Annotated in this window: 13 protein-coding genes and 1 other annotated feature; of the genes, 11 read left to right on the top strand and 2 right to left on the bottom strand. The window is 39.6% G+C overall.

Annotation, left to right across the window (positions count from 1 at the left end; genetic code table 11):
* Positions 1–157 precede the first annotated feature (157 nt).
* The 4 genes from pcrA to IEU65_RS01520 are packed head-to-tail and all read left to right on the top strand — an operon-like array spanning position 158 to position 6,085.
* Entirely contained in the window at positions 158–2,407 is a 2,250-nt protein-coding gene (gene pcrA, locus IEU65_RS01535) for a DNA helicase PcrA (RefSeq protein ID WP_010281275.1), read from the top strand.
* Positions 2,404–2,892, top strand: coding sequence for an AAA family ATPase (locus tag IEU65_RS01530; RefSeq protein WP_010281277.1), 489 nt, complete (start codon positions 2,404–2,406; stop codon positions 2,890–2,892). The genes pcrA and IEU65_RS01530 overlap by 4 nt, the downstream gene beginning before the upstream one ends.
* A gap of 8 nt (positions 2,893–2,900) precedes the next feature.
* Entirely contained in the window at positions 2,901–4,946 is a 2,046-nt protein-coding gene (gene ligA / locus IEU65_RS01525) for an NAD-dependent DNA ligase LigA (protein ID WP_147651290.1), read from the top strand.
* Positions 4,943–6,085, top strand: a complete 1,143-nt coding sequence (locus IEU65_RS01520) for a CamS family sex pheromone protein (RefSeq protein ID WP_010281279.1) — start codon at positions 4,943–4,945, stop codon at positions 6,083–6,085. The genes ligA and IEU65_RS01520 overlap by 4 nt, the downstream gene beginning before the upstream one ends.
* A gap of 35 nt (positions 6,086–6,120) precedes the next feature.
* Here IEU65_RS01520 and IEU65_RS01515 read toward each other — a convergent pair whose 3' ends face one another.
* Positions 6,121–6,813: a MucBP domain-containing protein gene (locus IEU65_RS01515; protein ID WP_010281281.1), complete on the bottom strand. Its 693-nt coding sequence runs from the start codon at positions 6,811–6,813 to the stop codon at positions 6,121–6,123.
* 66 nt (positions 6,814–6,879) lie between these two features.
* A complete protein-coding gene (locus IEU65_RS01510) occupies positions 6,880–8,925 on the bottom strand; it encodes an ATP-dependent Clp protease ATP-binding subunit (protein ID WP_031941071.1) in 2,046 nt (681 codons plus the stop codon).
* A 163-nt stretch (positions 8,926–9,088) separates the two neighbouring features.
* Between IEU65_RS01510 and ykzS the strand changes: the two genes are divergently transcribed.
* The 7 genes from ykzS to IEU65_RS01475 all read left to right on the top strand — a co-directional run bounded on the left by ykzS (position 9,089) and on the right by IEU65_RS01475 (position 14,441).
* Positions 9,089–9,262 (top strand): protein YkzS, encoded by a 174-nt coding sequence (gene ykzS, locus IEU65_RS01505; protein WP_010281286.1) that lies wholly within the window; start codon positions 9,089–9,091, stop codon positions 9,260–9,262.
* An 88-nt stretch (positions 9,263–9,350) separates the two neighbouring features.
* On the top strand, positions 9,351–10,358 hold the full coding sequence (locus IEU65_RS01500) for a rod shape-determining protein (protein WP_004914314.1): 1,008 nt from the start codon (positions 9,351–9,353) through the stop codon (positions 10,356–10,358).
* A 106-nt stretch (positions 10,359–10,464) separates the two neighbouring features.
* The gene (gene mreC / locus IEU65_RS01495; RefSeq protein WP_010281291.1) at positions 10,465–11,322 is read left to right on the top strand and encodes a rod shape-determining protein MreC; all 858 of its coding nucleotides are present in this window, start codon (positions 10,465–10,467) and stop codon (positions 11,320–11,322) included.
* Entirely contained in the window at positions 11,322–11,849 is a 528-nt protein-coding gene (locus IEU65_RS01490; RefSeq protein ID WP_010281295.1) for a rod shape-determining protein MreD, read from the top strand. The genes mreC and IEU65_RS01490 overlap by 1 nt, the downstream gene beginning before the upstream one ends.
* Positions 11,850–11,884: 35 nt before the next feature.
* Positions 11,885–12,106 (top strand) — a binding site (T-box leader).
* 196 nt (positions 12,107–12,302) lie between these two features.
* Positions 12,303–12,944, top strand: coding sequence for an amino acid ABC transporter permease (locus IEU65_RS01485; RefSeq protein ID WP_010281297.1), 642 nt, complete (start codon positions 12,303–12,305; stop codon positions 12,942–12,944).
* A 4-nt stretch (positions 12,945–12,948) separates the two neighbouring features.
* Positions 12,949–13,587, top strand: coding sequence for an amino acid ABC transporter ATP-binding protein (locus IEU65_RS01480; protein WP_010281299.1), 639 nt, complete (start codon positions 12,949–12,951; stop codon positions 13,585–13,587).
* On the top strand, positions 13,587–14,441 hold the full coding sequence (locus IEU65_RS01475) for an amino acid ABC transporter substrate-binding protein (RefSeq protein WP_010281303.1): 855 nt from the start codon (positions 13,587–13,589) through the stop codon (positions 14,439–14,441). Before IEU65_RS01480 ends, IEU65_RS01475 begins: the two co-directional genes overlap by 1 nt.
* The last annotated feature ends 49 nt before the right edge of the window (positions 14,442–14,490 follow it).

Below are 14,490 nucleotides of genomic sequence, written 5' to 3'. Positions count from 1 at the left end.
TTGTTTTGTCCATAAAATAGGATTTGGTCACTCATAGTTTAACACAAATTGATATTTTATCATAACGGGTAATAAAAAATCCTGATGCAGTGAATAGAGATATCGGCCTATTGGTGGTAAAATAGAAAGAGCTAATTTACAGATAAAGGACAACAATATGCCATTAGAAACACTTGTTTCAGGAATGAATGATCGACAATCAGAAGCAGTACAAACGACGCAGGGACCATTATTGATTATGGCGGGTGCTGGCTCAGGAAAAACGCGTGTGTTGACACATCGTATCGCACATCTCATACAAGATTTAAATATTTATCCTTGGCGCATTTTGGCAATTACATTTACTAATAAAGCAGCACGAGAAATGCGTGAAAGAATTGCCCAACTTGTTGATGCTGAAGTAGCAAAAGAAATTTGGGTTTCAACATTTCATGCCTTAGCAGTACGGATTTTGCGACGTGATGGTGAAAATATTGGCTTATCACGTAATTTCACCATCGTTGATACTAGTGCGCAGCGTACTTTGCTCAAAAGGGTGATTAATGATTTAAATCTTGATACAAACCAATATGATCCCAGAACAATTTTAGGGACAATTTCCAATGCCAAAAATGATATGCTGACACCTAAAGCCTATGCAAAACAAGCCGGCAATGTATACGAAGAAACAGTAGCAGAAGTATATGCAGCCTATCAATCTGAATTGCGTCGTGCACAAAGTGTGGACTTTGATGATTTGATTATGCTGACAATCGATTTGTTCAATCAAGTACCAGATGTATTGTCAAAATATCAAAATCAATTTGAGTATTTACACGTCGATGAGTACCAAGATACAAATGATGCGCAATATACAATTGTTAATATGTTAGCCAAGAGGTCACGTAATTTGGCCGTGGTTGGTGATGCAGATCAATCGATTTATGGCTGGCGTGGCGCTAATATGAATAATATTTTAAATTTTGAGAAAGATTATCCTGACGCCCATACCGTCATGTTAGAGCAAAATTATCGGTCAACACAAAATATTTTGGACGCCGCCAATGCTGTTATCAATAACAATAATGAGCGCATTGATAAAAATTTGTGGACCGAAAATGGTAAGGGTGACAAAATAACTTATTATCGTGCCCAAAGTGAACGTGATGAGGCTAATTTTGTTTTGTCAAATATTCAAAAAATGCGACAAACGGAAAAAATGGCGTACAGTGATTTTGCTGTTTTGTATCGTACTAATGCCCAATCACGAGGTATTGAAGAAGCTTTAGTTAAAGCTAATATGCCATATACGATGGTAGGTGGGCATAAATTCTACGAGCGTAAAGAAATTTTAGATATTATGTCGTATATGAATTTAATCACCAATCCATCAGATAATGCTGCGTTTGAACGTATCGTGAACGAACCCAAACGAGGCATTGGCGCAACTTCAATTAATCGTCTACGTGCTTTTGCCAATCGTATGGATTTATCCTATATGGGTGCCATTGAAAATATTGAGCTAGCGCCCGAAATTACTGCAAAAGCCGCTTCAAAGTTGATTAGTTTTGCTGAAATGATGCACAATCTGCGTCAACAAGCTGAGTTCTTGAATGTTACTGAATTAGCAGAAATGGCGATGACAACCTCTGGCTATCGCAAAATGTTAGCAGAAAAAAATGATCCAGAAAGTCAAGGACGTTTAGAAAACTTGGAAGAGTTCTTGTCAGTTACCAAAGAATTTGATGCTAAATACAATCCCGATGATCCTGATTCAGTTGATCCAATGACAGATTTTCTCGGTTCAACTGCTCTGATGAGCGATTTGGATGATTTTGAAGAAGGTGATGGCGCAGTGACATTAATGACACTACACGCTGCCAAAGGTTTGGAGTTCCCTGTTGTATTTCTTGTCGGCATGGAAGAAGGTATTTTCCCGCTATCGCGTTCAATGATGGATGACGATCAACTTGAAGAAGAACGCAGGTTGGCTTATGTGGGTATTACACGTGCAATGAAAAAGTTGTTCTTAACAAACGCTTATTCACGCTTACTTTATGGTCGTACACAATCTAACGAAGCGTCGCGTTTCATTGATGAAATATCACCTGAACTACTCGACATGGTTAATAGTGGATTTAATAGTTCTGCTAGTCTAGACCGCCATTTACCGTTTGACAATCGTACGCAACGCGCCACGGCAACAACCTATAAAGCAAGTCCTGTAACAAAAACGACATCAGGCACAACTGGAGCTGATCAAACACCATGGCGAGCTGGCGATAAAGTGTCACACAAGAAATGGGGCATTGGGACAGTGGTCGCCGTTTCCGGAGACGCCCAAGATCAAGAATTGAAAGTAGCTTTTCCTTCTGAAGGGGTTAAACAACTTTTGGCAGCTTTTGCACCAATTACACGTGCCGAATGACAAAAATTATTATTATTAGAGGGAATTCTGGAAGTGGTAAAACCACGTTAGCACAAGCTTTGCATGATCAGTGTGATAGTAGTTTTCTAATTTCACAGGATGTTGTTCGCCGACAGATGCTGCAAGTCGACGATCATGCAGGCAATTTAGCCATTAATTTGATGGCGGAATTAATTGAATTTGGACGATTGCATGTTGACGTTGTGATTTTGGAAGGTATTTTACGTCAGGATGTATACAGGGAATTATTACAATCTGTCCTAACAAAATTTGATATTGTTATACCAGTTTATTATGATTTGCCGCTGACAGAAACAATCAGTCGTCACCGAACAAAACGATTTGTATCATTTACAGAGTCAGATGTTGCCAAATGGTATCGAAAAAACGATTATCTTGGATGGCCGGACGAAATAATTTTCAATCAAACAATCACGTTGAAACAAGCCATGGCAGCAATTATGCAACGAATCAATCATCAGTGAGGTAGGAAATGTTACCAGAATTTACACCAATCGAAAAAATGACCACAGAGACAGCGCAGCAGGAAATTGCGCACTTACAGACCGAGTTAATAAATTACGGCGTTGCCTATTATGAAAACGATGAGCCCTTGGTTGAGGATCATATTTACGACACACTATATGCACGACTTGTTGCATTAGAAAGTGCATTTCCTCAATTTGTAACACCAGATTCCCCAACACAAAATGTTGGTGGTGCCGACACTAAATCGGAACTGGCCAAAGTCACGCATCCTGCGCCAATGTTGTCACTCGGGGATGTGTTCAGTTTGGCAGAACTCGAGGAGTGGGATGAGCGTACGACTAAATCATTGGGATTTCAATCGGCGTACAATTTAGAACTCAAAATTGATGGCTTAGCAGTGGCACTCACCTATGAACAAGGCAAACTCGTACAGGCCTCAACACGTGGTAATGGTGTTGTTGGTGAAGATGTCACGCGTAATGTGAAAACAATTAAATCAGTGCCACAAACGCTGACAGAGCCACTCACCATTGAGGTACGTGGTGAAATTTATATGCCGAAAAAAAGTTTTGCTAAGTTGAATTTGCAACGCGAAGCGGATGGATTAGAGCCCTTTGCAAACCCTCGTAACGCGGCTGCTGGCTCATTGCGCCAATTAGACGTAAATATCACGAAATCACGTGAATTGTCTGCGTTTGTTTATTACACAGCTGAACCGGAAGTTTTGGGTGCGACGACACAAAGTGGCGCTTTAGAGCGATTTGCATCACTTGGGTTACCAACCAATCGACAAAACCGTGTGATACCAAAAATGGTAGATATTGCTGACTATATTTCAGAGTATACTGCTAAGCGTGATGAATTAGCATACGGGATTGATGGTGTAGTTGTCAAAGTTGACCAACTAGATTTGCAAATTGATTTAGGCAATACGGTTAAAATCCCTCGTTGGGCAATTGCCTATAAGTTTCCGCCAGAAGAAGCTCTTACGGTGGTCAGAGACATTGAATGGACAGTTGGTCGAACTGGTGCTGTGACACCGACTGCTGTGATGGATCCGGTTCAGTTAGCCGGCACAACAGTGCAACGCGCCAGTTTGCATAATCCTGATTATTTGAATGAAAAAGGGGTGCGAATTGGTGATACTGTGACACTTCACAAAGCTGGTGATATCATTCCAGAAATCGGGCAAGTGATATTAGATAAGCGACCAATTGATAGTACCATCTATGAAATTCCCACTTTTTGTCCAGCCTGTCAATCGGAATTAGTCCATATTGAAGGTGAAGTTGCCTTGCGTTGCATTAATCCATTTTGTTCAGCTCAAATTCAAGAAGGGTTAACGCATTTTGCTTCGCGCAATGCGATGAATATTGATGGCATGGGGCCACGCGTTATTGGTCAATTATTGAAAGCAGATTATATTAAAGACGTTGCTTCAATTTATCGATTAGAGTTGTCACAACTTTTAACGCTAGACAAATTTAAGGAAAAATCTGCAACTAATTTAATCAATGCGATTGCTCAATCAAAGAATAATTCGTTAGAACGTTTGTTGTTTGGACTAGGCATTCGTATGGTTGGGGCAAAAGCGGCACGGTTAATTGCCGAAAAATTCAAAACACTCACCGAAATAGCAAATGCCAATGTTGATGAAATTTCGGCTATTCCTGGAATTGGTGAAGCAATTGCTCATTCGTTAGTACAATACTTTAGTATGCCTGCTGCACACCAGCTTCAGCAAGAATTAACAGATGCAGGTGTTAATCAAATTTATTCATCTGGCGTAGAAGTTGATGAAAATTCGTTTTTTTATGGCAAAAAGGTCGTGTTAACTGGTAAACTAGAACAGAGTAGTCGTCCGGTTGCGACTAAGTGGTTGCAAGATCATGGTGCTAGTGTTGCTGGGTCTGTTTCAGCAAAAACAGATCTGCTCATCGCTGGCGGCGCTGCTGGTAGCAAGTTAGAAAAAGCAAACGAACTGGGCGTCTTGGTTTGGACAGAACAAGCATTTGTTGATGCACAGTTAAAAGAGGATAACAAGTCATGAAACGCATTAGTTTCCGAATTTATATGATAATTGCCGTGGTAGTTTTGGCAGTGGCGGTTGGCGCATTATATTTTTTTAATGCCAATCGGGTTACACCAACAACGACTAAAAAGTCTAGTGGCGTACAAATTACACAGAGTACACCGGGGGAGTACCAAACGGTCATTAAGAATGGTCGATATTTGGTCAGTGCTGCACGAGGCATTACTGCTTCTTCTGAACCAAACAGTCTTGATGTTAAAAACTTTGAATCTTCTTTACTAGATTTGGCAAAAAATCACTTTAAACCTAGTCGTTATATTTTTCAAGAAGGACAATATTTGGGTTCATCCCTAGTGACAGATTTATTGGGACGTAAAAGTAGTAGTGACACCATTGGTCTTAACCCAGAAGATAACGGTAAAACCGATAGTTCACGAAACCCGATTTATGTACAGACATTGACTGAGCAAGACTTTATGGTCAAAGACGGCGATAATTTGAAACTGTCGGGTATGATTATTGGTGTTGCCATGAACACGCAAGATGAATATCAAAAAGAACAGTATGGTGCAACCTATACGCAGAATATATCTGAGGCGGATCGTGTTGCTTACGGTAAAAAAGTTGCCGCACAAATTCTTAAGCAAGTACGTGAACAAAAAGGTGTAAGTGATGATACGCCTATCGTGATTGCAATGTATGCTAATTCACAAGCAGATTCACTTGCACCAGGTAGTTTCTACGCACAGACAACAAGTGATAAAGGAACAACAATTGAAAAATGGTCAGATATTGACGACCAATCCATTGTGTTACCGAAAGAAGCAACTGATACCTCAAAGTTGGGATCAGATGCTAATACGGGTTTTGCTAATTTTAAAAATGATGTTGCCAATTTCTTCCCAAATATAGCAGGCGCGACAGCTGTAGCTGACTTCAAGAACGGCACATTGTCAAGCATGACTGTGAATGTTACAACGCAATTTTATAGTCAAACTGAAATCGAAAGTTTCACAACCTATATTTCACAATCGGCCCTGAAGTATTTACCCAGCAATGTACCAATAAAAATTATAGTGCAAACAGCAAATGAAATGCAGGCAATTTTGATTCGTAAATCTGGTGAAAAAACTTTTACAACAACGCTATTAGATTAAAAAAGAAGCAAAGTAGAAATACTTTGCTTCTTTTTTTATAAACGGTCAATATACACACCGTTTATCCAACCCTTAGTAGCTAATTTTAACCATACGACACCGTTAGCATCATGCAACTCATCTGAAATAGCCACGAAGTCGCCATCTAGAACACTGCCAACAGGTAATCCGTATGGGGCTTCAAAAACTTCCGTTGATTGTCCTGGCAGAAAGTTAACAATCGCATTAGGTTGATCATTTTCAACCTTTTCAGGATTATTGAAATAATTGACATTTGTTTGATCTGGTGCGTTATCTGATAGCGCCATTTGACTTGCGTCGTATCTTAACCAGTGATGATCACCTATCTGATACCAAAATTGACCATTACTAGTAATGACGCGAAGGTGAGTGCTCCAATATTCTTTCGGAGAAATTGTGGTGCTAATTGGACTAAGATCACTAGGCGTGGGATAAACTGGCAGTTTGGTTAACGTTTCTACAAACATATCAATACGGTGTACAGCTCGCCAGTCATTAGGACGATAATATAAGACTGCTGTTTGTGGTAAATTACCAAAAACCCCTGTCAATTGACCAGAGCTATCAACATATTCATATTGTTTAATCGCGACAGGTGATACGTGGTAATCATTGCCAGATTCTCCGTCTAATCGACGTGGTTCCTGTAATAGTTCACCCGTTGCAATATCTTTATCGTAAACCCATACGGGTGCAGTATTTGCCATAGAATAATCCCCTTTGAATATGTCACCATTATATCACAAACAAAAAAAGACCCGCAGGTCTTCAATTTACTTTTCAATTCGGGCTGGCTCGTTTTGAACTTCGTTAATGGTAAAGTCTTGGTCTTGCCAATCGGCATACAATTGATGGACATTTGGATGAGCCAGATAATAATCAGCAATGCCATCGGCAATTTTGTCTTGTAACACTCGCCGCAACGGACGAGCACCCATTGAAGGATCATATCCTAAAGATACTAACTGCTTTTTTGCAGAATCACTCACTTCAATGTGTAGACCGTTTTCTGATAAATTATCGTTCATATTGTGCAACAATAAATCAACAATCTTAAGCAAGTCATCCTGTGATAGGGGTTGAAATTCAACGATATCATCAAAACGATTCAAAAATTCAGGTCTAAAATAATTTGCTAGACGCTGCATCAGTCGATTTTGAGTGTCCGCTTGTGCAAAGCCAACAGGTGAATTACCAGTATCTGTTGAACCGGCATTAGATGTCATAATAACAATTGTGTCCTTAAAGCTAACCACGTGACCTTGGGCGTCTGTCAAGCGACCATCGTCTAGAATTTGTAAGAACATATTCATAATATCGGGATGTGCTTTTTCAACTTCGTCAAATAGCACCAGAGAATATGGGTGACGGCGAACCTGCTCAGTAAGTTGACCGGCTTCTTCATAACCAACGTACCCCGCAGGCGCACCAATCATTTTTGAGGCAGTGTGTTTTTCCATGTATTCTGACATATCAAAACGAATCATTGCATCTTCACTGCCAAACATTTCTTTGGCAAGCTGCTTTGCAGTTTCGGTTTTACCGACGCCGGTTGGACCGACAAATAAAAATGAGCCAATAGGGCGACCCGATTTTGTCAAACCAATCCTGTTTCGGCGCACTGCTTTAGCGACAGTTTCAACAGCATTTTCTTGACCAATAACGTGTTTGGACAAATTTTTATCCAGATCTTGTAGTTGATTGGCTTCATTTTCTTTCAATTCGCCAACCGGAATATCTGTTTTTTCTTCAACGATATCTAAAATGTCTTTTTCATTAATGTTTTGTGGTTTCGACATTTCGGGATGTGCCTCAACTTGTGCTTTTTGTGACTCGAGTTGATTCACTTGATCACGCCAATAACTAGCTTTTTCAAAATCTTCCTTGTCAATTGCTTCTTGCTTGAGACGATCGGCGGCGTCGATTTTACCTTGAATCGTTTGTGGATCAGCAACATTCATAGTTAAGTTTTTACGTGAACCAGCTTCATCAATCAAGTCAATGGCCTTGTCGGGTAAAAAACGTTCTGGAATGTAACGATCGGATAAATCAACGGCAGCCTTTAAGGCATCATCTGTGTAAATGACATGATGATAATCTTGATATCGTTGGCGAATTCCTTGCAAAATTGTGAGTGTTTCTTCTTTAGATGGTTCTTCAACTTGGACTGGTTGAAAACGGCGAGCGATTGCGCCATCTTTTTCAATTTTACGATACTCATTTAAGGTGGTGGCACCAATTAATTGAAATTCACCACGAGCCAGAGCTGGCTTTAAAATATTGCCAGCATCCATTCCGCCCTCTGCGTTACCAGCGCCCATAATTTCATGAATTTCATCGATAAATAAAATGACATCATCATTGTCAGTCACTTCTTTCATCAATTGTCGCATTCTTGCTTCAAATTGCCCACGCATGCTCGTTCCTTGAACCAAAGCTGACATGTCGAGACGAATAACTTCTTTTTGTTGAAGCTTATCGGGTACTTTTCCTGCCACAATAGCTAAGGCCAAGCCTTCAACAACTGCTGTTTTACCAACTCCAGGCTCACCAATAAGTACGGGATTGTTTTTTGTACGTCGATTTAAAATTTCAATTGTTCGTGATACTTCATTGCCACGTCCAATAACGGGGTCGAGCTTACCGTCACGAGCTTGTTGAGTTAGGTTAATGCCGTATTCATCCAGCAATTGATGTTTGCTATTTTTATTCTTTTTTGATTGTGTATTTTGTTGACCTTGAACCTGTGCCATTTGCTCGTTCATAGCGCGGAACATGTCGTCTAAGTTATTAAAACCAAAGGGATCTTGTTGTGCCATATTTACTATATGTATGGCTTGTACGATATTGAAAGCCATACTCTCCTTTCATAGGTTATAAGACTATTATAACATAAAGCAAGCAAAAAAGTTCATTGAATTAGCACTCTGTAATAATGAGTGCTAAAAATAAAACGTGTTACAATTGTAGTTGAGGTGAAACATGGATTACACAATAGCATTGAATGACTTGCGTGATGGCAAGATAGATGAAATTAAAATCAACCCCGAGAACTTTCCAGCATTCCAAAAGGCGTGGGCGTTATTTGCGTACCAAAATGCGATTCGAGGTGTTGCACACGCCCACGGTCAGGTGACGTATGTCCGTGCAAATTAGTATACGAAAAGCAAGTTTTTTATGCTACAATGTTATAAGTTAAGTAAAAAATAATAGTATTTTAAATGGCAATTAAAGGGGCAGTGACGTGGCATTTTCATTTGGACAACGCAATGTCGGTATTGATTTAGGTACCGCAAACACTTATGTATATATTGAAGGTCGTGGCATTGTTTTGCGTGAGCCTTCAGTTGTCGCGCGTAACACTCAAACAAACGAAGTAGTTGCAGTCGGTTCAGAGGCAAAAGATATGTTGGGTCGCACACCAGCTAGTATTGCGGCTATTAGACCAATGCGAGATGGTGTTATTGCTGACTATGATACAACAGTTGCAATGATTCGTTATTATTTGCAAAAAGCCCTTGGGGGTCGTATAGGTAAGCCATATGTTACCATTGGTGTACCTTCTGGCGTGACAGCAGTTGAACGGCGTGCTGTAATTGACGCTGCTCGCGTTGCAGGTGCACGCGATGCCTACGTTATTGAAGAACCTTTTGCCGCTGCCGTTGGAGCAGGGTTGCCCGTTATGGATCCTACTGGTTCAATGGTTGTTGACATGGGTGGTGGTACAACGGATGTTGCGACAATTTCTCTAGGCGGTATTGTATCGAGTCGCTCAATTCGTATTGCTGGTGACAAGTTAGATGAAGCAATTGCCAATTTTGTACGTAATAAGTACAACGTTACGATTGGTGAACCAACTGCCGAACGCTTGAAAATTGAAATTGGTGCTGCGTCACTAGATTTGGCGCGTACTTTACCCAATGCAACCGTACGTGGTCGCGATTTGCTGACAGGATTACCAAAAACAATTGATGTTACAGCGGAAGATGTTGCTGCTGCTATTCAAGAGCCAGTGCAAGAAATTGTTGCAGCTATTCGTGAGACTTTGGAATCAACACAGCCTGAGTTGGCAGCTGATGTGATTGATCACGGAATGGTTCTAACTGGTGGCGGGGCATTGTTGCGCGACATGGATAAAATTATTCAGGAAGCGACTAAAGTACCTGTTCTGATTGCTAACGAACCACTAGATGCTGTGGCGATTGGTACTGGAGAGGCATTAAAGTCAATTGATGTCATGCGACAAAGTTAATCTTAATTTTGTGTTTTAGAGCGTGGCGCTTGCGCTACGCTTTTATATTTTTAAGTTATTTTGCGGTTAGTGGCATACGCTGCTACTTCACGTTTTGGGGAAAAACATGAAAAAAATATTTTCATCACGTACTGTAGTCACATTGATTGTTAGCATTATTGTGATCGTTAGTTTAATAGCAGGATCAAATTGGTGGGCTAAACGCACAAATACGCCCCCTTTTTTGCAGAGGTTTGGGAATGATTTGGCTGGGGGCGTCAGTCGCGTTATTGCTGTTCCTACAACGGCAATCGGTCGGACAGCCAACAGCATTGGAAACTTGCTTGATACTTTTGAAGAAAATAAAGCCTTAAAAGCAAAAATTGATGCTTTTGCGCAAGACAAAGTTAGGCTTCAAACTGTAGAAGAAGAAAATAAGTCTCTTAAAGAACAGTTAAAATTGAAAGCAACGTTAACAGATTATAAAACAATATCAGCTGTAACAATTAGCCGCTCGCCAACTACCTGGCAATCACAGCTTGTTATTAATCAGGGTTCGAACGCTGGCTTAAAAAAGGGTATGCCGGTTCTTGCTGGCGCTGGTATTATTGGACGTATTAGTGAAGTTAATACCACTAACTCAAAAGTCGCTTTAATTTCTGATACAAGTTCTGATGCTAATCGATTTGCTATCACTATAAAAGGTGACAATGGGGATGTTAATGGCATTGTAACAAGCTTTAATCGTGAAAAAAATCAGTTGATCATGGGACAGGTGACTTCTGATAATAAAATCAAAAAAGGTGACTTAGTCGAAACATCGGGACTCGGTGGTGTTATTCCTGCTGGTTTATACGTTGGAAAAGTTGCTAAAGTCAGCACTGATGATTATGGTTTGTCAAAGAAAATCTATATTGAACCAGCTGCTGATTTGGGCAACATCACGACGGTGATGGTTGCAGTTTCTCAGATTGGAGCAAACTAATGGCTTTTTGGCAACTAACAAGATTACGTGTCATTTATCCGATATTGTTGATATTGACATTATTTATTGATGGGACATTGATGTCAGGATTAGGTGGCATATTAACACATTTTCCATGGCATGTTTTACCTACCCTCACACTAGGATGGGCGTTTCTGGGTGTACAGTTTGATGTTGACAATGACTTGCCACTATGGTTTTATGTTGCGCTTGTGGGTATTTTGTTTGATATGTACTATACTGGCATTTTTGGTACTTATACGTGCGCATTCTTGGCCGCAGTCGGAGTCATGAAGCAGCTTCATCGTATTTTAGATGAAAGATTATTAAGTGGATTATTTCTCTATTTAGCTGGATTAGTGGTGTATTTATTCATCACCTATTTTGCCGGTTTTATCATTGGACTAGCTAATATTAGCTTGTTGACGTTCTTGATGTATGAAGTGCTACCAACAGTCTGTCTAAATGTTGGGTTAGCAGCTGTGGTTTATTATCCGATATGGTCTTTTTTTCAATTTTTGCGTTGACAAATTAGATAATCCTAGTATAATTAGAAACATATAATAAAACGTTGAGCGAAAGAGTAATTTTTCATAGTATTAAGAGAGTTTGCGGTTGGTGTGAGCAAGCAACTATGATTGATGAACCACATTCGCGAGTGAATGATTGAATTGAGTAGGTCATGCCGGTGATGCCCGTTATTGCATACAGTCTTTGACTGATTGAGGTGTTGACAGTGATGGCAACATAATCAAGAGGTGGTACCGCGTTAAACGCCCTCTAAATACTAATTGTATTTAGAAGGCGTTTTTGTTTAGTAGTAGATTGACTGATTGAGAAGTTTTGTGTGAACAAAACTTAAACTTGGGGTGGCACCACGCTTTAGCGTCCTCTTGCAATGATAAAATCGTTGTAAGAGGACGTTTTTCGTTTTATGATATATCAAAATTATAATTAATTTCTTAAAAGGAGTACAGGACATGAGTTATTTAGCGACAATATTACCGAGTTTGTTATCAGGTTTGAAAATGACATTGGGGATTTTCTTTCTAACTATTGTTGGATCAGTACCATTGGGGATCATTGTTTCTTTGGGATTGAAATCACAATATTTCACTATCAGATGGTTAATTAATGGTTATATTTGGATTATGCGTGGAACACCATTATTGCTTCAGTTGATTTTTATCTATTATGGTCTAGGCATGATTGGGGTAACATTTCCTCGTTTTGAGGCAGCAATAATTGCATTTATTATTAATTATGCAGCTTATTTGGCGGAAATATTCCGTGGTGGGTTACAGGCGATACCCGTTGGACAATATGATGCTGCCAAAGTATTAGGATTCAACAAGTTTCAGACATTTTTCAAAATCATTTTGCCGCAAGTGATTAAAATTGTAGTTCCGTCATTTGGTAATGAAGTGATTAATTTAGTTAAAGATACGTCACTTGTTTATGTTATTGGTCTAGGTGATATGCTTCGGGCCGGAAATATTGCTGCAAGTCGTGATGTGACATTGATGCCATACTTGTTAGTTGGTTTGATTTATTTATTAATGACTGCAATCGTGACGCTGCTATTACGTCGTAGTGAAAAAGTACTAAATACTTGGAGGTAAGCCGATGTTAACCATTAAAAATTTGACCAAAATGTATGACCAAAATGTCATCTTCAAAAACCTAAATCTGACAGTGCAAGAGGGTGAAGTTCTCAGTATTGTCGGGCCATCTGGTATTGGAAAGACAACTTTGATTAAAATAATGGCAGGATTAGAGCCTGCCAATGGTGGTGAAATTACAATCAACAATGAAGCAATTAGTATAGATGGTGAGCGATCAGACGCTAATATTGGGCTCATTTTTCAAGATTTTAATCTGTTTCCTAATTTTACAGTAATGGATAACATTACTTTGGCACCTGTTAATGTCAATAAAGTGCCAGCTGAAAAGGCTAAAGAACAAGCCTTATCACTTCTGGAGTCACTGGGTATGGTGGACAAAGCGGATTTATATCCATATCAACTTTCAGGTGGTCAAAAGCAACGTGTTGCAATTGCGCGGGCATTAGCAATGAATCCTAAAATATTAGCCTACGATGAGCCCACTAGTGGTCTTGATGAATCATCTACGAAACAAGTAGCAGAAGTTGTGAAAACATTAAAGTCTCGTGGTGTAACGCAAGTGATCATTACTCATGATCAATTTTTTGCAGAGATTGTCTCTGATCGTATCTTTGATTTTGCTAAGGAGGTGGCACGCTAATGCCGAGTCTGAAAAAGAAAATTATTGTCAACAGTTTTGTTGGATTACTTTTTGTGGCTGTCGTTGTGTGGGCGGGTCTCGCGCTATCGCGACCATCACAAACAAACACGAGCAGTAATCAAACGACTGTGCAGACTGATGAGTGGTCGAGAATTAAAAAAGCTAAACAGATTACGATCGGATTAGATGATACATTTGTACCGATGGGTTTTCGTGATAAAAATGGTAAACTTGTCGGGTTTGATGTTGATCTTGCTAACGCAATTTTCAAGAGCATGGGCATAAAAGTTAAATGGCAACCAATCGATTGGTCAATGAAAGAAACAGAATTGAATACTGGCAACATTGACGCAATCTGGAACGGTTACACTATTACGGCAGCCAGAAAAAAGCAAGTCGCATTTTCCACCCCATATCACAAGGCCACACAGGTTTTGGTAACGTTGAAAAAAAATAATATTAACAGTTTTGCTGATATGAAAGATAAGGTTTTAGGCGATCAAACTGCTTCAAGTGGTGATGAGGGATTTAATAAATATCCAAAGGTCTTAAAACAATATGTCAAGAATAATTCTGTTGTAGGATACGATACCTTTGATAAAGCATTCAATGATTTGAACGCTGGACGGATTGATGGTCTATTGATTGACGAAGATTATGCCCGTTACTATGTCGCACATCAGGCTAATCCAAGTGATTATACAGTGACCGTTGGGGATTTTCCAACTGATCATACAGGTGTTGGATTCCGTAAATCAGACAAGGCGCTTCGAAAGGCTGTTGACAAAGAATTAGCGATTTTTGAAAAAGATGGTCGTTTACAGAAGTTGAGTACAAAGTGGTTTGGAAAGTAGTTAAAATCATGAAAGCGCCGAATTGGCGCCTTTTTTTGTGTTAAAATAT

The sequence above is a fragment of the Leuconostoc pseudomesenteroides KCTC 3652 genome, from assembly GCF_014634745.1.
Classification (GTDB): Bacteria; Bacillota; Bacilli; order Lactobacillales; family Lactobacillaceae; genus Leuconostoc; species Leuconostoc pseudomesenteroides.
Note: the sequence above shows the minus strand (reverse complement) of the source record. Positions and strands in the feature narration are given on the sequence as shown.

Excerpts from the sequence above, each read along its gene's own strand:
- ykzS (WP_010281286.1), top strand. The coding sequence starts at position 9,089 with ATGGATTACACAATAGCATTGAATGACTTGCGTGATGGCAAGATAGAT.
- IEU65_RS01490 (WP_010281295.1), top strand. The coding sequence starts at position 11,322 with ATGGCTTTTTGGCAACTAACAAGATTACGTGTCATTTATCCGATATTG.
- ligA (WP_147651290.1), top strand. The coding sequence starts at position 2,901 with ATGTTACCAGAATTTACACCAATCGAAAAAATGACCACAGAGACAGCG.
- mreC (WP_010281291.1), top strand. The coding sequence starts at position 10,465 with ATGAAAAAAATATTTTCATCACGTACTGTAGTCACATTGATTGTTAGC.
- IEU65_RS01510 (WP_031941071.1), bottom strand. The coding sequence starts at position 8,925 with ATGGCACAACAAGATCCCTTTGGTTTTAATAACTTAGACGACATGTTC.
- IEU65_RS01480 (WP_010281299.1), top strand. The coding sequence starts at position 12,949 with ATGTTAACCATTAAAAATTTGACCAAAATGTATGACCAAAATGTCATC.
- IEU65_RS01530 (WP_010281277.1), top strand. The coding sequence starts at position 2,404 with ATGACAAAAATTATTATTATTAGAGGGAATTCTGGAAGTGGTAAAACC.
- pcrA (WP_010281275.1), top strand. The coding sequence starts at position 158 with ATGCCATTAGAAACACTTGTTTCAGGAATGAATGATCGACAATCAGAA.
- IEU65_RS01515 (WP_010281281.1), bottom strand. The coding sequence starts at position 6,813 with ATGGCAAATACTGCACCCGTATGGGTTTACGATAAAGATATTGCAACG.
- IEU65_RS01520 (WP_010281279.1), top strand. The coding sequence starts at position 4,943 with ATGAAACGCATTAGTTTCCGAATTTATATGATAATTGCCGTGGTAGTT.
- IEU65_RS01475 (WP_010281303.1), top strand. The coding sequence starts at position 13,587 with ATGCCGAGTCTGAAAAAGAAAATTATTGTCAACAGTTTTGTTGGATTA.
- IEU65_RS01485 (WP_010281297.1), top strand. The coding sequence starts at position 12,303 with ATGAGTTATTTAGCGACAATATTACCGAGTTTGTTATCAGGTTTGAAA.